Below are 18,037 nucleotides of genomic sequence, written 5' to 3'. Positions count from 1 at the left end.
TTGTTAGAAAAATGTTGTGCTCCAAATGTAGAGGGGGGATAAAAGATGACTGACAATAATATTGGAATTTTCTTTATTGGACCTGGGGATTGGTTTCTCAATTTAAAGAAGTCCTTTGAAAAATATGGTAGGACTTGGCTGCAACAAAATACAGAGATAAAGAGCGATGATAGAAAAAAATTGGAGAGTGTAATAAAGTCAAATGGTTATGTTCTTGGATTCGGATATATTTCAAAATCTTCTACACGAACAAATGATATTCCGAGAGAGAGAAGAGGGAAAGTCCTTTATGTTTTCAGGATAGATAAAATTGAAAGTGGACCTGAAAGGCGTCCTCCTCCTGATGGAACTGCACCAGAGTTTGACTGGTATGACAAGGAACAAGGGGGTTGTGAAGATGAGCGCGACTACAGGTACAAAACATGGATTAGAATAGTAGACTGGAAAGACATTCAGCCATTGGATCCGAACGTTTTCGGTTTGGAAAAAATTACCCGGTGGCCATCGTATAAGATTGTGAGAGTTCCGCAATTTTTAGAAGAGGGCGGTTCAAACGTCCTCGAAAATATACTGTCGAAATTAAAGGAAAAACACCAAGGTGATTGGAAAAATGTAAAAGGAGACTTTGAGAAGACAATTATTAAAATAAGAGAACTCATAAAAAATAGAATCCGACAGGGCTCCTCTTTTACAGATGAAGATGCAGAGAGAGTACTGGAACTTGCCAGAAATGTACATACCAATTGTAGATTTCTTCTTAGATACATCGGTAGTGTTGGCTACGACCCAAAAAGTGTCATATTAAATCTTCTGAACAACGAGTACTTTTCAAAACTCATAGATGCGTTAGAAAATGAAAAACTTGAAGACGTAAAAAGTATAGCTGAAAAAATCATACAATCGACTTTTAATGTTAGGTATTCCACTTTAAGTACATGGATGGCAATTTTTAGGCCGGATCTGTTTATGCCTATTTGGGGATACGAGAAGGAAAATGGAACACTTCCGCAGGCACTTCTAAAAAGAGTTAAAGAAATGGAAAAATTTGTGAGATGGTGGGAAATTAGTGCTAATGAATTCTTTGATCTCTTACAGAAGCTAAGAGCTACAGCAAACAAGGTAGGTATATCAAACTTGTTTGAGGCGGCATATTATCTCAATAAATACACAGACGACTTATTTTATAGTGACCAAGAAGTTAAAATACAGAAAATTGATCGTTTACAGCGTCTATTAGAATTGAGGAAACAAGTTATTCTTTATGGACCACCAGGAACGGGCAAAACTTGGGTTGCACGAAATTACGTGAAGGAAAAAACGAACGATGATAATAATTTCTATGAATTTGTAACTTTCCATCCATCCTATTCCTACGAAGAATTTGTTGAAGGGATAAGACCCAAAACGGACAATGATGGCAAGATTTACTATGAAGTTGAGGACGGAATATTAAAACAAATCTGTAGGAGAGCATACAATGCGCTTCTCGATAGGGCAGAGATCGACAGAAACAAGAGATGGGAAAAAGAGGGAGTGCCTGAACTAACAGAGGACGAAAAAAGACGAATTCAAAGTATTCTTGAAGCAGGAGACTATCCAAAGTTCTACCTAATCATTGACGAGATAAACAGAGGAGACATTTCAAGGATCTTCGGCGAACTCATAACGTTACTTGAGGCCGATAAGAGGCTGTTCGCTGAGAATGAAATTCTTGTAACTTTACCGTATTCAAAGACAAAATTTGGTGTCCCCCCAAACCTTTACATTATAGGTACGATGAATACAGCGGATAGAAGTATAGCTTTAATAGATGTGGCTTTGAGGAGGAGATTCGGGTTTGTAGAGCTGATGCCATCCTATATGTCCCTCCTTACTGAGCTTAAAGTAGAAAATGTCAAAAGTGAAATAGAAGCCATTGACAAAATAAAAAGTTGGAACATAGAAAATTTGAGAGATAGCCCAGAAGACATTAAAAAGCTCGCTATTAAAGTTCTTTACTCAATTAACGAGAGGATAAAAAAGGAGTACGACAGAGATCATCAAATCGGACACAGCTACCTTCTAAAGCTTAAAGAGTGCGAGGATAAAAATAAAACCGAAGAGACTCTAAAATACATCTGGTACCACGAAATCATTCCGCTACTTCAAGAGTACTTCTACGACAGTCCAGAAAAGCTGGAGAGAGTCTTAAACAGTAAGTTCGTGAAAGTTGAAGAGGGTTGTTCTGAGTTTGTCGAAGAAAAGGAATTTATTGAGGCTCTTAAGGCAGTCGCAAAAGAGGGGTCGGGTTGAAAGTAAAAACAGTCACAACTTTCGAGTATACTGAGTTCGAGTACAAACTAATTGGCGAAGAAGAAGAGGAAGGATGCGAAGACGGTACGCTCTACGTCCGGGAAAGATCCATCGAGCTACTCGAAAGGTTGAATGATAGACTTAAATTTGCGAACATAGGCAGGAGGAGAATCAAACTATCCAATTATGCAGGCGTTATCAGCTTTGGAGACATCAAACTAGAAATTCTACCCAAATTCATAAAGAGAAGCTACAAAAAGAAGCTTCTGACGCCTGATGAAGTTAAAGAAAGGAAAACGATTCTTTCAAACTTGCTTCAGATGTTGAAGTACACTCGCAGACTCGGGGTGAAAGAAGTAAATTGGGCTCCTCTTGGATATGAGAAGGACTTTTTCGAGATATTCGTCTACATCTTCGCCAGTAACCTGCTCAGACTCCTCAACCGCAAAAGAGACGCAGATTACGTTAGACAGTACGACGAGTTGAGGTACGTCAAAGGAAAAATCGATGCCAGAAAGTACGGCTCAAATCCAGCGAGGCTGCATTTAATTCCATGTACATTCTACGAGAGATCGATGGACACGCGAATAAACAGAACTCTGAAGTACGTCTCTTACCTTCTCAGCAGAAAAGTTGAAAATCGCGAAAACTACAAGCTTTTAAAGCAGATTCTGGCAGTACTCGATCCCGTGAGCTTATCCCCAGTCAATGTGGATTACGTAAGACGCATAACGTTCAACAGACTTAACTCGGAATTTAAGCCGTATATATACTTCTGCGAGCTGATCTTGAGCAATAGCTCGGTATCGCTGCAAGGATCTGAAATAGAGTTTTTCTCAATCCTCTTTCCGATGGAAAAGCTGTTTGAGGAGTTCATTGCGGAGGTGATAAGGACTGAGGGTTTACACAGAGTAATTTTTGGCGATTGCGATTTGCTTATACAGCACGAAATCGGACACCTCGTAACGAGTCCAAAAATGTTCAAATTGATGCCCGATATTGTCATTAAAGCTGAAAATGAGCACTATATAATTGACACGAAATACAAGCTGCTCGATCCCAGCGATAGAAAACTCGGAGTCGCTCAGCAGGACCTCTACCAGATGTACGTTTACTGTAAGGCGTTAGAAGCCAAAGAAGCCAAAAAAGTCAAAAAAGTAAAAAAAGTGCTACTACTCTATCCAGAAGAGCTAAACGAGAAGATAGAAGGAAAACTAACACTTAGGGATGAAATTGACGTGTACATTAGGACAATACCACTTTCTGAAGATTTAGGTTCTAATTGGAATAAGTTCGTAGGAGACCTCTGCAGGGCGCTTAGCGCTATGGTGGAAGAATGAAAGCCTACATAACGATCCTTGGACGCTCAACTTGGGCCCTAATCAACACTTACTACGCAGTGCTCATGGAAAAAGCCTACTATCCAGACGTAATCCACGTTTTCGCCGAAGATGTCTATGCAAATGAGCTGGACAAAGTTGTTAAAGGGCTTAAGATTCTAAGCGAGGAATTCGGCTTCAAACCTGAGATCCACACTCACGTAATCAAAGAAGCAGACTTCGTAAACGCTGGGAGAGAAATCAGCAGTCTCGTGAAAAAGTTAAGGGAGGAGGGTTGCAGCATCGCAATCGACATAACACCTGGCAGAAAAGCCCTCGTTGCAGCAGCTTTAATCCCGGCGGTAAAGCATAGAATGGATCACGTTTTCTACCTTGCCGTGAAAAGACTTGAAGCTAAGCCCTACATGATGATCCCGCTTTCAGTTCAGCAGTTGAAAGACTTCATTGAAGATGCGATGGAGTGATTTCAATGGGTGGGCTAAAAGAGATGACTGTAAACGTCGAAGAGCTACAAATTCTTCTAAATCTAATCGACGATGAAATCAGCGTGACGTATCCGTTTTACAAACACTTCCAGCTTTTCACGTCCAAACAGAGCGAGGACGGTTACAGGCTAAGAATTTTGCAGGGAGAAATCGATTTCGAAGGGCAGCGGAGCTACTTTAGCTTTGCCGACGAAATGCCGAGTTATGGAGATTTCATTGAATGCTTAATGGCTGCAGGGTTTTTGAATTATGAGAACATCGCGGAATTTGAAGATGCAAAGAAGAGCTATGCCGGCCTGAGGAAGAGCGTGCTGTACAGCCCAGACACCAACGTTCTGTACCATCGGTTTCTCACGAACTCTGATATTGATCTACGTGACGTTCTGCTCGTCGATACTGTCAGAGATGAGATAGAGGCAGCGCTGAACTTCAAGTACTCTCCGCAGCAGATAGCCGAGATGAAGAGAGGCGTGAGATACCAGCCGTTCTTGCTCGACGAGTTCGTGAACAGGAGAATGAAGCGATCGAGGCTTGCTTACATAGCCCTTTCAGAGTACAGGGAGCTCAGGAAGTACGCAGTCGAAATTGAGGGGATCGAAACTTTGACGAGCGACAAGGAAACGAACGATCTGATAATCGTTAAAACCCTCAGGAAGTTTGAAAAAGAGCGAGCAGCGATGCCGATTTTATTGACTGCAGACAGACAGATGGCAGACCTCTGCGAGGCTGAAGGAGTTGAGTATTTCCATTTTAAACTTCCCCATGCTGTAACTGCTGATTTCTGCGATTCATCGTCGATGCTCCGCCTGATATACAACCTTTCAATGGTCTTCGGCGTGATAAGGCTGAACAGCGTTGTCATCTTCGGTGAATTCAAGGGCAAGAGTGGAATTGACGAGCTGAAACTAAGATTTTTAGATGATGACTTGAAGCAGAGATTTGAGAAGCATTTACGGATCTGCAGGAGGCTGATGAAGCTTGGCATTGAAGCGTAAGATAAAAGCTGTAATCTTCGACCTGGACAACACCTTGGTCGATTTCGTTGAGGCCAAAATAAAGGCTTGTAGAGCAGTAGTTGAAAGAATTGGCTGCGGAGATGAGAACGAGCTGCTGCAGTACTTCCTTCGCTGGAAGTATGGATTTGAGAGTCACGAGAACTTAGCCGACTATCTCAGAGATAAGGGAGTTTTTAGTGAGGAACTCTACAGGGAGTGCTGCAGAATTTACGACGAAGTCAAGCTTGAAAGTATCGAAGTCTATCCAGGTATTACTGAAGTCTTAGAGAAGCTCAAGGAGGCTGGAGTGAAGCTGGCAGTTGTCACTGATGCAGAAAATGGTCATGCATTGGCGAGGCTGCAAAAAACTGGTCTACTGAAGTATTTCGATGTTGTTGTTTCTGCTGACATAACTGGTAAAAGAAAACCCGAGCCGGATTCGATCCTTCTTGCTCTTGAAATGCTCGGCGTTGATGTAGCTGAAGCAGCAGTTGTTGGAGATAGCATTCGCAGAGATATTGAAGCTGGTAAAAAGCTCGGAATGCTCACGATTTATGCAGCGTATGGCGACAGAAATTTCTTCGAAAGCAAAAGCGGGGAAGCCGATTTTACGGCTAAGCGACCTGGGGATATTTTAAAAATTTTAAAAATATCAGATTAATTTATATTTTTCTAATCCAAAAAGGAATACCCTATGCTTTTTCCAAGGTTCAGTTTTTTGCTTGACAATTAAGAAATCCTCAGTTCAAAAAACTCGAACTCAGTTTAAACCAGTTTCAAGCAATGCAAAGAACTCGCCAAGCTCTGTAAGTCTTAGAATAGTATTTCTGCCGACTTTGTCTCTCTCAATGTATCCTTTCGCTTCGAGTTTTTCCAGCACTCTCCTGTTAATTTTTGTTATCAACTTTTGCTTCTGCTGTCTGCTCATTCTACCTTGTATATCCGTCTCAACTGAGTAAATGTGCGGGAACTTCTTCGAAAATTCTTCAATTATCTCATCAAGGCTCAGGTAACCTTTACCATTCCAAATTTTTGAGTGGACGAGTGAAATTGCAAACCTCTCTTCCTTCGTTAGCCTGACGAGTTCAACGCGAGAAAGTTCAAATATAACCGGCTTTTCGCAGACACTTCTACCGTAAAGTCTCTCTTCTCCTCATCTCTCGCGTACCTCTCTGGAAAGACGTAGTAAACTCTCGCTCCGTGGTGCACACAACCAGAAAATCCATGCTACCAGTTTGAAATGGGTTTAAGGAAAGATATTCCAGCTTTTCCGTGTTACGAGAGCGAGATATTCACGAAATCAGAGTATGGGGCAGGTGTAAACCATACAGGTGTTAGAAAAGGTAAAGGAAGGAAAATAAAGTACGTTATCCCAGGTAAGCTTGCTATCTTTACAACTGTGGATCCAGAGAGAGACGAGGATGAGAGGTACATATTCGGCTTTTTTGTTATCAAAGACTACTACATAGACAACGATGGAGCTACAAAAGTTGTCGGCCATCCAGAATATACTCTCAAGATACCAAAAGATTCTAGGCTGAAGTTCTGGGATTTTTACAGAAATACAGATGGTTCAATTTTCTGGGGGACTGGACTTTACAGATATCTTAGTGACGAAGTCGTTGTAAGGTATTTGAGAAGGCAGCAGGAAGTTTTGAATGAAAACAGTCACGAAAAAGAAGCAGAAGTTGTAGGAGACGTTCTGAGGAGATTTTATGGCAAAGACTTGCAGACTGATAACCCAAAAACTTAGCGAAGAACAGGAAAGATTAAAAGGGTTGGAGACTGAGAAGGAAGGAATTCAAAAAGAGATTGAAGAGCTCGGATATGATGAAAAAAGGCATGAGGAAGTTAAGAAGAAGAGTTGCTGAAAACATTTGAACGAACTAAAGCTGAGCTAAAAGAGAAAAATAGTTCGCTGAAGAAGAAGCAGGAAGAACTAAAGAAGGAGAATGAAAAGATATCGCAACTTGAAGAAGAACTTAGTAAGCTTAAAACGAAGTTTGAAGATGTTGCGAAGTTTATAACGAAATTAAACAATATTAGAGATGCATTTTCAAGAGATGGGGTTCAAAAGACGCTAAGACAGAGGATTGCTCCACTTATATCAGAATTTGCAAGGAACTACCTTGAACGTTTCAACCTAGATATAACAGACGTACCCGTCAGTGAAGACTTTGACATCTCAGTAATAAAAGAGGGTGGAGAGATCTCGATTAAGTCGACAAGCGGTGGTGAAAAAGTTGCTATCGCAATTGCCTTACGACTTGCCATAGCAAAAGCTCTCGCTGGTAAAATTTCAACGATAGTCATGGATGAGCCTACAACACATCTCGATGAGGAGAGAAGAAGGGAGTTAGTAGAGATCATGAAGAGTTTCTTCAGAGAAGGTGCAACAATACCCCAAATGATTGTCATAACACACCATAGAGAACTTGAAGATGTTGCCGATACGGTGTATCGAGTGGAAAAGATCGATTGTGTTTCGAGTGTTGTGGAGGTATAAGGACTTATCACATGCAAGCTCCTCGACTTGCGTTTCACAGGTCAATTATATTGGCAGAAATTCATCTGCATTCCAACCCTCTAGAAGAGTTAGTAAAGTTTATTTGGAGCAAAAAATTGAAGCCAACGAGGTTTGCAAGATTTTCAATGCTCAACTTTTCCATTCAAAATGAAAGCATTCAAAATTTGTTGGAGGGTATAATGGTTTTAAAGAAAATTTTAAATAATAGGTGGTGTTGGTGTTAGTGTAGGTGGTGGTAGTGATCTTCACATTGAAAGGTAAAAAGTATAAAATTGAAAGAGTAGATGTTATCGAGAAGCTGAAATCTATGGAGCCAGAAGACCTTATGGGAAGAACGAAGTATTATATAGAGTTCGAAGGCAAAAAATATCCTATAAAGCAAGTAATAGCAGAAGTTACGGGTCTACCACGAATTGCTTTTACCGCTATGGATGCATACAGAATCTTGACTAAGTTAGGATTTGAGATAAAAGAGTTAAATAAATAGAAATGGGGTTACTATGTGTGCTAGAAACATCTTGATAAACAATTTTATCTCTGAAAATGATTTGAAATATCCATTTAAAGGTATTGTTGAGATTAAGTTACCAGCAGAAATAAAAAAATATAAGCAAGTCGTTGTCTATGACACCCCTATATATTTACCATTCTGGTTTAGAAAACTGACTGAAATAGGTTTTAACTTCAAGTACCACATCGCCATTCACTTTGAGCCCAATTTTTCAAATAACGTGTTACCAATCTCGCACGTTGGAGCTCTGATATTTACAAAAAATAACTTAGAAGTCAATAAAATAAGAATTCCCCATAAATTCTGTAAATTCTGTGGAGAACCACTCAAAGACTGGGGTGGAAAAAAGCATCTTATGCATCCAGAAGGTACGATGATTTCAGATGTATGGAAACATTTAGACCTGAGTTATAATGATATCGTAAATAATTTTGCACCAGACCCTGTTATAGAAGAATTCAAAAGGATGTTCGATAAATTCGATGTAACTTTTGGAGAGAGAAGACCATTACGTAAAAGTGATGTACCACAGAACATAGTTACTAATAAGTTCCCTGAAAACTACTTGGATAAAGTAATTCAAGGTGATTCTATAGATGTATTAAAAACACTACCCTCCAATTGTGTGGATATGATTTTCGTTGATCCACCTTACAATTTGGGTAAGGAATATAACACTTATAAGGATGAAAGGGACGATTATGTTACGTGGTCCCTTAAATGGATCAAAGAATGTCTTAGAGTTTTAAAACCTGGAGGCAGTTTTTTCCTTTTAAACATTCCAAAATGGGCACATGAAATTGCATCTGAACTCATAGGTGAGTACTACTTCCAGAGGTGGATTGTTTGGGACGAACCAGCCGAACCTAGGGGTAAACTTATTCCTGCTCACTATGCAATCTTGTGGTTTTCTAAGACACCAAATGTTAAAGTTAATCCTTTATTAAAAGAACAAGATTCAATGGATTTTTGTCTAAGACTGAAATGTAGAAGAAGACGTAAAGGTATGGTACAGGATAAGGTTCCGGTAAGAGATCTGAGGTGGGATATTCACAGGGTAAAACATCGCGGTAAACGATTTTATCATCCATGCCAACTCCCTGAAAAACTTTTAGAGTTCTTAATAAAGCTCTCAACAAATGAAGGAGATATCGTACTTGATCCTATGATGGGTACCGGGACAACATTGGTTGTTGCTAAAAAACTCAATAGACATTATTTCGGAATAGATATTGACCCGATGTATATAAAAATAACTTTAGAACGGCTAAACGGTAATAGTAATTCTTTAATTCGTACCAAGACTAATAGAAGGTCATCGAAACTCACTAAAAAGGATGTACAGATAAAAATAGGTGAACTAGCAAAAGAGCTCGGAAGGTTACCTACTATTGAGGAAGTTGAAGAACGGTTAAATATTTCACGTAAGGAAATTTTGAGAATGTTTCCTTCGTGGGGAAAAGCCTTAAAATACGCTAAGCTTGTATTAAATTTAAAGGGAAATTTAGGTGAATTCGATGTGGAGAGGAACTGATGTAGAGATATCCGAATATATTTCACTTAACACCTTTATTTTGACACCTGAGTTGGTTGAAGAATACTTGAAGAATGTAGGCATCCTAGCTAGTAGTAAGAGAACAGAAGAAGAAATAACTCTATCAGATCGATCTGTCTTTGAGGACTTTTTAACTACGCTTAAAGAGATAATGGAAATTGAGGATGTAAAAGTTAAAGAGACTCGCCTTAGAGAGTTTTTGAATGATAAAGACAATATAGATATAACTTTAACAGTCGGATTAAGCTCTTACGAACTTTTTGGTAGACTCCTTATATTGTTAGAATATAAATTTAGAAATGGAAAAATACGGGATGAAGAATTAAATACATTATTAAAAAATTGTTTAATAAAAAGAAGAAAATTGCCAGGAGATAGTAAAGGTATAAAAAACTTATTAAATGACACTAATTTTTTGAAGCTTTGTAGTTATTTGCTTTCTAAAATTATATTAGGCAACTTTCATGATTTCTATAAAAACAATATCCTAGACGGGGATGAACATGATTACATCGCTCAAGCCATAAAAGTAAGGTATGAGGAGAGTATCGAGAAACTAAAATTATTACTAAAGATTTACAATCCCAATGATGAAACAATTTCCAGTAAGGTTTATTCCTTATTTCAGGAACTATATATTCTATCTTCAAAAGGACGAACAAAGGCATATGAGGGATACAATTACGAGGATGTTCTAAAAAGAGTTCTTGAAAAAGAGGGATTCCATTTACATTTAGAAGGGACAAAGGAAGAAGATGTTGATGAGGACTTAAAAGACATGAGAAAATGGGACATCTATATTCCAAATAAAGAAAATCCATGTGCTGTTATTGAAGTGATGTACATGCTAACTACGAGCAGTGGACAGACCAACAAAAGAAAGGCGATCGTGGAGGAAGTAAATAAACATAAAAACATCCATATTTATGTTTTAATGGATGGAGTTGGATGGATTGCACGATGGAGTGACGCTAGAGAGCTCTTGAAATGTGGGGCAGGAGTTTTTACATTCCATAAAGATAGTATAAAGGCCTTCATTGAAGACTTAAGGGAAAAATGTGGGAAATTCTGTGATGGATAGTAGAATGTAAATATATAATATATAAAAAATTATTTCGACTTTTTGGTATCGGAAAGGAGTAAATTCAGGAGGGTACTATGCCAGAGTTCGACGTAATAGAACCTTGGAACTTAGAGAATATAACAAAGGGAAAAATTGGAGAATGGATCGCTAGAGACTACTACAGAAGTAAGGGATACATCGTTTGGTTTTTAGAACATTACAGCACAGAAAGTGACTTCTACAACTTCTACAGCGGGACAGGTAAAGAGCACGTAAACGATAGGCTCGTTTTAACCCCACTGGAAAAAGCTATACTGACAAAAAACTCGCGCTTTCGATTTGCTCGTAATTCCAAAAAACGATGTCAATAAAGCGAAAGCTATCAGAAAAGTATACACATATCACGAGTTTGATCTTCTTCAAAGAATTTTTACAAGTGTTCTGCAAGACGAAGGGATAAAAGGTCTTGTTAATTTTCTCAATAAACCAGTTAAATCAAAGAAAGAGTTCATTAAACACAAATTAAGAAATCTGAATCCTCCCCATCCGGCAATTAGACGTCTCGCAGAATCTTGCTGGTATAAGTGTCTCGTAAAGTGCCTAAAACGAATAGAAGAATGCAAAATTAAAGAATTTATGCAGGACTTCGAAGAGTTTGGGTTGGTCATTATAGAACGCAGATACAATGTTGCAGGAGGAAAGTCCATGCTCGAAGGATATACTGGAACAACGATTACATTTAGACATTTACAGTTCTCTCGTGCTCGAGAGCTACTTGAGCACAGAATAGAACGATACATGGAGGATATTGAAAAACATGATCAAGAACTTACAAAACTGAAAAGAAAACTCGTTGATGTTAAGACTAAATGGTCTGAGTACGAGTATCCAGATGATGTTAAGAGCAGAAAGAATTCTGAACTCATAGATTTACTTAAGCTTCTCGGTTTTGAATGCGAAATCCTTGAAGTATACTTTTCGAATTCAGAGATCAGAATATCTTCTCGCAAGCTTTAGGAGAGAGATGTCATCACTAGCTCCATATCATTAAATGCAAGAAGTAAGTAAAATGTAAGATAATATTCATCTGCTCCTTTAGGAAGCAGGATAAGGGAAGAAGCAAAGAAAATCTGTAGACTGTTGCCTCTTTAGATTTGGGATTTATTAAGTTCCAAAGCTCATGTTCTTTTTTAATCTATTCTGGGACTAGGAGAGATTTTGCTAAGATGTTATTTGATTGTATTAGAAATAATCCGAGAGGATTAGAATATAGAAAACTAACACTAAAACCCTAACTTACAATTATTTTAACTAATTTCGATTTTAAATCATTATAAAGATAAATAAAATATAGTTTACACAGCAACTTTTCCATCACCAAATTTCCAGAAATTCTCTAACTTTTCTTCTCATCTCATTCTCAGGTATTGCTCCGATTATAACATCAACCGGTTTACCATTCCCGAAAAATATCAGCGTTGGTACAGCGGACACACCATACCTATTGGGAATCTCTGAATCCTCAGCAACGTTGAATCTTACGAAGACTATCTCTGAGAACTCGTTAGCAAGTTTGTCCATGATCGGCTTTAGCTTCTTACATGGTGCACACCAATCAGCCCAAAACTCAACAACCACACTCTCGTTCTCTCTCAAAACATCGTCAAAGTTTTCAGGATTAACTTCAATGACTGCCATGTAAACCCTCTGTAGAGATCGTGGGCTGGGATTAAATGCAATTCGCTAGTAATTCGGGTGTCCCTTAACGTAATTCTCTATCCAGTTTAAAACACTCTTAACTTTTTCCTTAACATCGCTTCTCAAAAGCAGATTTACAGCATTTATGACTGCTTTCAAGTCATTTTTAATCGCTCTCTCAAGTATTCTGTATACATCTTCCTTAAACTCTTCACTCCTCCAAGATCCACCATAATAATACTTGATCCTAAGCTTGCACAAACCAGCAGCTGCAAATATCAGAACACTTATCGAAAACTCTTTGGCAATAGAAAATTCGTCCCTAAAATCACATGCTGTTGTTAACTCAATTTTAAGCTTTGGTACGAGTTCATCAAATTCTTTTAAAGCTTTAACAAGCTCTTCATCGAGATCCACCTCTAAAAGCCTACCGTTATGGCAACATGGACAATAAACTTCCGCAAGGTCTCCGTAATCATCTACTTTTCCCTCAAATCCGTCGTAATCGTAGTATTCACAGTAATACTTTGTATAGCCAAAATGAAAGCATTCTCCGCAGAATAGAACCATATATTCACCTCCTAAAGGATATCACAGAGTAGCTGAAGCCTAACTTCATCAGGGAGCAACTCGATCAAATCAAACTTCAAATCTCCTATGTTTGGGAGAACATACTCTTTCAAATAATCCAGAAGTTCTGAATCGTCCCACTTAAAGAACATTCTATCATCGTCATCGGTCCAGTTTACAGGTTCTTCAAACTTACCACGCTGAATCCTTCTTAGAATAGAATACACTCTGAACAGATTTCGGACTTCTAAAACTGCTATACCATTCTTGCAAATGATTACTATTACCTCTTTCTCCTTGTCAGACCATTTAGAGATTCTGTAAGTGAATGTAAACAGTTTAAATCCATTAACATCCACGATCTCTTTACTATTTTTAAGCTCATTATAGAAAACTGCTATCGGTTTCAACGCCTTTTTAGCTCTTTTAGATTTCTTAATAGCCATCTTAAGGTATTTCTCAGCAGCATCGAAACCTTTACTCTCTAGAATGTATACAGCCTTCTCTACTGAAGAGTTTGGAGCTTTGCACTTTTCCTGTAGCTTTTTAACACTTTCATACAGCTCCTTGTAACCATTGGGAGGAATCAGGGAACTATCGCTGAGGCTTATGCTGACACGATCCTTGAAAGGATAAGCTACACCGTTGAACCACAGAAAGAGCTTTTTATCATTGCCAAATCTTCTCAGCCTAGCTTTCGCTTCAAAATCAACTTCGAACTTCTTTCTAGCATAGTATGACGCTTGAGCAAGTATTTCGTTCAATCTAAGGAGAGCACTTCTGTAAAAATAATCGTTGAAATAATCTTCACTTTCTCTAAGTATTAGCATGTTATCTGGTGTCAATTCAGCAAAAACGTTATCTCCCCAGTAAACATATTTTGCAGTCCCATCGGCCTCAAAAACGACTTTTTCTCCCCCACTGCTAACCTCCTTAAAGAATAAGCACGCGATAAGATCGTAGTATGGAATAAATGCCATCTAAACACCTCCTAATTTTACAATCAATCAAATGAGGTTAGCCAGAAGTTCTGCTTCTAAGTTCAGCTTGTTCAAGGCCTCTTCCAATCCTGAAACTTCTTCGTAAGCTGAGAAAAATCCTATAACATCTACTGGAAATTCGAAATAGGGAACATATGGGGCTACTGCTGCATCTTTCAGCTCTTCTAAGCTTTTATACGCTGCTGTGAAAACGTATTTACTGTTAAAATTTGCTACGAAGAAGAATATCTCTTTGTTATTTTTAGCTATGCCAACAATCTTTCTCATTTCCTTGAGAACCTTCATTTTCGATATTTTTGCTCCCTGCTTTTCTAGATGCTCAAGCCTTTTAACAAGCTCCTTCAAAACGTCACCCTTGCTCTTGCACCAAATTGTTCCCATAATAGCACACCTCATAAAAAAGATTTGATCAGACTAACACTGCCAGCATAAGCCGCTCAATCTCATCGAGGTATTTCTTAAAACTCTCATCAACCTGAACCTTAGATTTTACCATTTCTACCGCTTCTACAATGTACTTTGCACGAGATCTATCTTCACTGACTATCTTGGCGAAATGCTCCTTAAGGAAATCTCTTGTAAGTTTATCCAATTCATATCCGTCCTTTTTGTCTGTTCTTCCAGCGTCTACATCATACACACTGATTATTCCTTCAACCCCGTTTATCGAGAACTTCCCAGCTACGCTCAGCAGGAGTGCTACAGCTGAAGCGACTTCGCCGCAAAACTCCTTCTTAACATCTTTAAGGAGTTCTACTACTTCTTCGTTGCATTCAGCGTAGACAAGTATCCCTCCTTCACCCTCTTTATGGCAGAGTCTCTCTTTTTCGTTTCCGGGGTAATCCTTAAGGTATTCTCCAAATGCATCATAGTAAAATACGTCCTCAACCACAGCATCATAGCCAAAATGCAAACATCTTGCACAGAAACAAATCTCTTCCATCCTAAACCACCTCTAAAATCTTAAAGAAGAAATAAAATCAAATAAGTACTGCAAGAGTTAAAAGCCCAGTCACGTTTGGTGCATAGCTAACAAGAGCTTTCCACTCCCAGTCTCTAAACGTGTCCTTCCTAACTTCAATCCATTTTTCAATAATCTCCCTTAGCTCCTCATTCGTTATCTCGCAACCATCTGCTGATCTCACAGAATAACCCTTCTCAGCGTGGTGGATTAGCAATCCCATCTCACCAAACAGGTTCTTCAGCCTTATCAGTCCTATAAGCTCCTCGTCACCCGCCTTTTCCATTGTCGATTCTGGAATGCACGGATTTGGAAAAGTGACATCTTCAAGAGAGATGCAGCAATCGTCAACAGTCACCTCGTACCTCCCTAGCCTTAGCCTGCCGTATTTCTTAACTATGCTTCTAAGTATTGGCTTTGCATCTTCTTCCAGCTCTTCAACCGTTTTACCTTTTTTAATCCCAGCATACCTACACGCCAGGCTAGTTAGATCTTTTAGCAGGTTTGAGTGTCTAAGCACCTCATATTCGTTGAAGATTGTGAATAGAAGCAACTCCAGATCACTTCTGAATCTGCTTGAGCTGTATCTTGATAAGAACCACTTCACGAAATCTTCGACGGCAAAGAGTTCTTTGGCGTATGCAGTATTTGTAACATCCAGAAGGGCATAAACTTCCCCGACAATCTTTCTTATTACTGGAAGAAGTGAGATGAGATCGTTTGGAGCTTCTACGAGTACGTAATTCTTCTCTATTTGCTTGAGAGTTTTAACCGTATAGCCGTCTGTTACAAGCGTCGTTTCCTTAACAAAGTCCAGCCACTCTTCGTATGTCATGACTAGGTCTCCAGCGACTTCTCTCAGCTCTTTGTAGACTTTCTTTGAGCCGACAACGAGATATCCGTAGGGGAAACCTTCTTCTGGTACGTCAGTTACCTTTTCAGCGTATATGATCAGCTTTCCTTCCAGCACTTCATTAAGTAATTCTTCTTTAGTGTAGTAGTATGGCCCATCTCTTTCGAAATTGCCAATCCTATATACTTTTAGTCTTCTCAAAATTCTCTCCCTACTCAGATTGACTTCCTTAACACCATTCTTCTCCAAGAACTCAATGATTGCAGGATTGTCAACGTAGACTGCATGAATTCCAGCATCTTCTAAATCTAATTCCTTCTTTGAGTTTGGTCTCCTCTTCAAATAACCCGTCTTTCTCCCAGTTGCAGCTAAATAAATTACGTCTTTGCAGAGAACCGTAATTCTTCTACCGTTCCTCTTCGTTCCACCCCACACTCCGTATGCTGGTAATTCTGTCAGGAGGAGATCAACAGTCCTCTTTAGGCTCAAGAATCTTGGTATCTCTCTTTCTATTGCGTCACTGTACGATTCCCAGTAGCTGTGTATCTTGTTCAACGCCTTCTGTAACTCTTCAAGCTGTTCGGAAGAGTACGATGACAGATCCTGAGCGGACATGTGTAGGAACTTTGGGAAATCCCTTTTGAACAGGATTATCCTGTACTTCAGCTCCATTAGAGTTGTAAAATCTCTGTGTCCTTCTTTAAAGTCGTCTCTATTTGGTGTGGGTACAGGTGTCCTAACCTTTCGCCCAAGTACGTCCACTATTCGGCCATCCTCGACCTTTATCCTTAAGAAGAATCCCTGCGGTGGAGAGTACATCAGCCTCTTCGCCAGGACATCTCCGAGGACTATCGCGTACTTGTCATGCCTCCAGCTCCTCCAACTCTCGTGGGCTGGAACTGTTTTCAACAGTCCAAGCTCATAAACCTCGTTCTCCTCTAACATTTCAATTTCGTGGTTGTGAACACCTACGCTGAGTTCTATTTTATCACCATCCTCCAAAACAGCGAGCAGCTTGATCGGAATCCTCGAAAAGTCGAAAAGCTCTCTTATCTCTCCGACAAAGCTGTTTATTGTTCTAGAGCTAAAATGTTCTTCAGGATATATCTCAAATCTCGTGCCGTAGTCTTCCTTGCCGCCATCATCGATTATTTCAGCACCGTAAGATGTTAAAATGGCTGAATATGCTTCATTTGTCTCTCTTGATCTCGTCTTCATGATCATTTTGCCCTTCTCGCCGGTAAGCATCATGAAAGACTTTGCTCCCAAACCGAACATTCCTTGGACTCCGCTAACGTTTTTGTTCTCACTTCTACCAAACCACATGAAGACTTCCTTAAACGTTTTCTTGCTAATTCCAATGCCTTTATCCTCAATGACGATTCTGTCTGGATAGATTTCAACCTTAATTGGGTCGTTTACATTGGCTTTAACTTGGGCTGCAATCGCATTCGCCAAATACTCTCTTATGCAGGCAAAGTTTGAGGAGTAGAACTTGCTCAAATACTCCTTAACAACATTCAGCTCAAAATTCCAAACTACCTTCTCACCCAAAATGACACCTCCTAAAAGAGTTCCATTCCTCAAAATCCAAAACAAATTCAGCAAACTCCTCTTTGCGCAAAAACTAAACTAGATCTTCTCAGCAAGAATTAATTTAAGCAAATCGTCTTTATGTGGAATGTTTACTCCACTAATTGTCTCAAGCACAGTCCTTATCTCAAAATCATCCGGCTTTGCAGTTTTTAGCTCATTCTCTCCAAAGACTGCATAGTATATGAACTGATCAAAATTCTTTTCGTGGATGAAATATCCAGTTTTCCCATCGTATACGAAAATTGTTCTAACTCCCGAGATTATGACAAAATTGTCCATCACAGCGTAGCCGTTCTCCTGCGACTTCGCCACGGCTTTTATCAGTCTTCCAACTTTAAGCCATGCTTCAATATCCTCCGCAAATCCCAAGAAATACTTTGAATAATTAATAGGATTTGCAAGTAGTATTATCTTCTCATTCTCTTCTTTAACTTCTGGAAACTCTGCCAGAACATTCCTAGCCAAATCAATCCCAACATTAAGCAGTTCAGAAACTTTGGTTGTTATCTCAGCTCTCAAGTCTAAAGGAAGCTCTGCCAGATTAATAGATGCTGAGTCCTCTTCAATATCTGTATAGTCCTGAAATTTTT

General features: G+C 39.2%; 22 protein-coding genes. 13 read left to right on the top strand and 9 right to left on the bottom strand.

Going from position 1 to position 18,037, the window contains the following annotated elements; genetic code table 11:
- The first annotated feature begins 45 nt into the window (after nt 1-45).
- Genes BP688_RS11750 through BP688_RS11730 form a run of 5 tightly spaced genes read left to right on the top strand, consistent with a single transcriptional unit; the run spans nt 46 to nt 5,773 of the window.
- Nucleotides 46-2,292 carry an McrB family protein gene (locus BP688_RS11750; RefSeq protein ID WP_290597203.1) on the top strand — a complete coding sequence of 749 codons (2,247 nt, stop codon included), beginning with the start codon at nt 46-48 and terminating at the stop codon, nt 2,290-2,292.
- Nucleotides 2,289-3,632: an McrC family protein gene (locus BP688_RS11745; protein ID WP_290623541.1), complete on the top strand. Its 1,344-nt coding sequence runs from the start codon at nt 2,289-2,291 to the stop codon at nt 3,630-3,632. Before BP688_RS11750 ends, BP688_RS11745 begins: the two co-directional genes overlap by 4 nt.
- The gene (locus BP688_RS11740; protein WP_290597201.1) at nt 3,629-4,096 is read left to right on the top strand and encodes a hypothetical protein; all 468 of its coding nucleotides are present in this window, start codon (nt 3,629-3,631) and stop codon (nt 4,094-4,096) included. The genes BP688_RS11745 and BP688_RS11740 overlap by 4 nt, the downstream gene beginning before the upstream one ends.
- Nucleotides 4,097-4,101: 5 nt before the next feature.
- Complete coding sequence (locus tag BP688_RS11735; RefSeq protein WP_290597200.1) at nt 4,102-5,112, top strand: PIN domain-containing protein; 1,011 nt, start codon at nt 4,102-4,104, stop codon at nt 5,110-5,112.
- Nucleotides 5,102-5,773: an HAD family hydrolase gene (locus BP688_RS11730; protein WP_290623539.1), complete on the top strand. Its 672-nt coding sequence runs from the start codon at nt 5,102-5,104 to the stop codon at nt 5,771-5,773. Before BP688_RS11735 ends, BP688_RS11730 begins: the two co-directional genes overlap by 11 nt.
- A gap of 99 nt (nt 5,774-5,872) precedes the next feature.
- Here the strand turns inward: BP688_RS11730 and BP688_RS13580 are convergent, their stop codons facing one another.
- A complete protein-coding gene (locus BP688_RS13580; RefSeq protein WP_394329814.1) occupies nt 5,873-6,163 on the bottom strand; it encodes a DUF6293 family protein in 291 nt (96 codons plus the stop codon).
- A 20-nt stretch (nt 6,164-6,183) separates the two neighbouring features.
- On the bottom strand, nt 6,184-6,321 hold the full coding sequence (locus BP688_RS11720) for a hypothetical protein (RefSeq protein ID WP_290597197.1): 138 nt from the start codon (nt 6,319-6,321) through the stop codon (nt 6,184-6,186).
- A 31-nt stretch (nt 6,322-6,352) separates the two neighbouring features.
- On the opposite strand from BP688_RS11720, the gene BP688_RS11715 reads away from it, so the two are divergent.
- The 8 genes from BP688_RS11715 (at nt 6,353) to BP688_RS11680 (ending at nt 11,785) form a co-directional block, all read left to right on the top strand.
- On the top strand, nt 6,353-6,865 hold the full coding sequence (locus tag BP688_RS11715) for a BTB/POZ domain-containing protein (RefSeq protein ID WP_290597196.1): 513 nt from the start codon (nt 6,353-6,355) through the stop codon (nt 6,863-6,865).
- Nucleotides 6,828-6,983 carry a hypothetical protein gene (locus BP688_RS11710; RefSeq protein ID WP_290597195.1) on the top strand — a complete coding sequence of 52 codons (156 nt, stop codon included), beginning with the start codon at nt 6,828-6,830 and terminating at the stop codon, nt 6,981-6,983. Before BP688_RS11715 ends, BP688_RS11710 begins: the two co-directional genes overlap by 38 nt.
- Nucleotides 6,977-7,618, top strand: a complete 642-nt coding sequence (locus BP688_RS11705) for an AAA family ATPase (protein ID WP_290597194.1) — start codon at nt 6,977-6,979, stop codon at nt 7,616-7,618. The genes BP688_RS11710 and BP688_RS11705 overlap by 7 nt, the downstream gene beginning before the upstream one ends.
- A gap of 250 nt (nt 7,619-7,868) precedes the next feature.
- Entirely contained in the window at nt 7,869-8,126 is a 258-nt protein-coding gene (locus tag BP688_RS11700) for a hypothetical protein (RefSeq protein ID WP_290597193.1), read from the top strand.
- Nucleotides 8,127-8,139: 13 nt separating this feature from the next.
- Complete coding sequence (locus BP688_RS11695; RefSeq protein WP_290597192.1) at nt 8,140-9,684, top strand: DNA methyltransferase; 1,545 nt, start codon at nt 8,140-8,142, stop codon at nt 9,682-9,684.
- Nucleotides 9,668-10,786, top strand: coding sequence for a hypothetical protein (locus tag BP688_RS11690; RefSeq protein ID WP_290597191.1), 1,119 nt, complete (start codon nt 9,668-9,670; stop codon nt 10,784-10,786). Before BP688_RS11695 ends, BP688_RS11690 begins: the two co-directional genes overlap by 17 nt.
- A gap of 77 nt (nt 10,787-10,863) precedes the next feature.
- Nucleotides 10,864-11,139, top strand: coding sequence for a hypothetical protein (locus BP688_RS11685; RefSeq protein ID WP_290597190.1), 276 nt, complete (start codon nt 10,864-10,866; stop codon nt 11,137-11,139).
- 265 nt (nt 11,140-11,404) lie between these two features.
- Nucleotides 11,405-11,785 carry a hypothetical protein gene (locus BP688_RS11680; RefSeq protein ID WP_290597189.1) on the top strand — a complete coding sequence of 127 codons (381 nt, stop codon included), beginning with the start codon at nt 11,405-11,407 and terminating at the stop codon, nt 11,783-11,785.
- 357 nt (nt 11,786-12,142) lie between these two features.
- Here BP688_RS11680 and trxA read toward each other — a convergent pair whose 3' ends face one another.
- The 7 genes from trxA to BP688_RS11645 all read right to left on the bottom strand — a co-directional run.
- A complete protein-coding gene (trxA, locus tag BP688_RS11675) occupies nt 12,143-12,466 on the bottom strand; it encodes a thioredoxin (protein WP_290597188.1) in 324 nt (107 codons plus the stop codon).
- Between the two features lie 45 nt (nt 12,467-12,511).
- Nucleotides 12,512-13,036 (bottom strand): hypothetical protein, encoded by a 525-nt coding sequence (locus tag BP688_RS11670; RefSeq protein WP_290597187.1) that lies wholly within the window; start codon nt 13,034-13,036, stop codon nt 12,512-12,514.
- An 11-nt stretch (nt 13,037-13,047) separates the two neighbouring features.
- A complete protein-coding gene (locus BP688_RS11665) occupies nt 13,048-14,016 on the bottom strand; it encodes a hypothetical protein (protein ID WP_290597186.1) in 969 nt (322 codons plus the stop codon).
- A 27-nt stretch (nt 14,017-14,043) separates the two neighbouring features.
- Nucleotides 14,044-14,418: a hypothetical protein gene (locus BP688_RS11660; RefSeq protein ID WP_290597185.1), complete on the bottom strand. Its 375-nt coding sequence runs from the start codon at nt 14,416-14,418 to the stop codon at nt 14,044-14,046.
- Between the two features lie 28 nt (nt 14,419-14,446).
- Nucleotides 14,447-14,980, bottom strand: coding sequence for an SAUR-like auxin-responsive family protein (locus BP688_RS11655; protein WP_290597184.1), 534 nt, complete (start codon nt 14,978-14,980; stop codon nt 14,447-14,449).
- A gap of 37 nt (nt 14,981-15,017) precedes the next feature.
- Nucleotides 15,018-17,405 (bottom strand): ATP-binding protein, encoded by a 2,388-nt coding sequence (locus BP688_RS11650; protein WP_290597183.1) that lies wholly within the window; start codon nt 17,403-17,405, stop codon nt 15,018-15,020.
- Nucleotides 17,406-17,483: 78 nt separating this feature from the next.
- Nucleotides 17,484-18,037: hypothetical protein (locus BP688_RS11645; RefSeq protein WP_290624673.1), on the bottom strand; the 554-nt coding region annotated here is incomplete at its 5' end.

The sequence above is a fragment of the Archaeoglobus sp. UBA230 genome (assembly GCA_002507545.1).
Taxonomy (GTDB): Archaea; Halobacteriota; Archaeoglobi; order Archaeoglobales; family Archaeoglobaceae; genus Archaeoglobus.
Note: the sequence above shows the minus strand (reverse complement) of the source record. Positions and strands in the feature narration are given on the sequence as shown.

Excerpts from the sequence above, each read along its gene's own strand:
- BP688_RS11750 (WP_290597203.1), top strand. The coding sequence starts at position 46 with ATGACTGACAATAATATTGGAATTTTCTTTATTGGACCTGGGGATTGG.
- BP688_RS11660 (WP_290597185.1), bottom strand. The coding sequence starts at position 14,418 with ATGGGAACAATTTGGTGCAAGAGCAAGGGTGACGTTTTGAAGGAGCTT.
- trxA (WP_290597188.1), bottom strand. The coding sequence starts at position 12,466 with ATGGCAGTCATTGAAGTTAATCCTGAAAACTTTGACGATGTTTTGAGA.
- BP688_RS11710 (WP_290597195.1), top strand. The coding sequence starts at position 6,828 with ATGGCAAAGACTTGCAGACTGATAACCCAAAAACTTAGCGAAGAACAG.
- BP688_RS11695 (WP_290597192.1), top strand. The coding sequence starts at position 8,140 with ATGTGTGCTAGAAACATCTTGATAAACAATTTTATCTCTGAAAATGAT.
- BP688_RS11655 (WP_290597184.1), bottom strand. The coding sequence starts at position 14,980 with ATGGAAGAGATTTGTTTCTGTGCAAGATGTTTGCATTTTGGCTATGAT.
- BP688_RS11740 (WP_290597201.1), top strand. The coding sequence starts at position 3,629 with ATGAAAGCCTACATAACGATCCTTGGACGCTCAACTTGGGCCCTAATC.
- BP688_RS11685 (WP_290597190.1), top strand. The coding sequence starts at position 10,864 with ATGCCAGAGTTCGACGTAATAGAACCTTGGAACTTAGAGAATATAACA.
- BP688_RS11715 (WP_290597196.1), top strand. The coding sequence starts at position 6,353 with ATGGGTTTAAGGAAAGATATTCCAGCTTTTCCGTGTTACGAGAGCGAG.
- BP688_RS11690 (WP_290597191.1), top strand. The coding sequence starts at position 9,668 with ATGTGGAGAGGAACTGATGTAGAGATATCCGAATATATTTCACTTAAC.
- BP688_RS11665 (WP_290597186.1), bottom strand. The coding sequence starts at position 14,016 with ATGGCATTTATTCCATACTACGATCTTATCGCGTGCTTATTCTTTAAG.
- BP688_RS11735 (WP_290597200.1), top strand. The coding sequence starts at position 4,102 with ATGGGTGGGCTAAAAGAGATGACTGTAAACGTCGAAGAGCTACAAATT.
- BP688_RS11670 (WP_290597187.1), bottom strand. The coding sequence starts at position 13,036 with ATGGTTCTATTCTGCGGAGAATGCTTTCATTTTGGCTATACAAAGTAT.
- BP688_RS11680 (WP_290597189.1), top strand. The coding sequence starts at position 11,405 with ATGCAGGACTTCGAAGAGTTTGGGTTGGTCATTATAGAACGCAGATAC.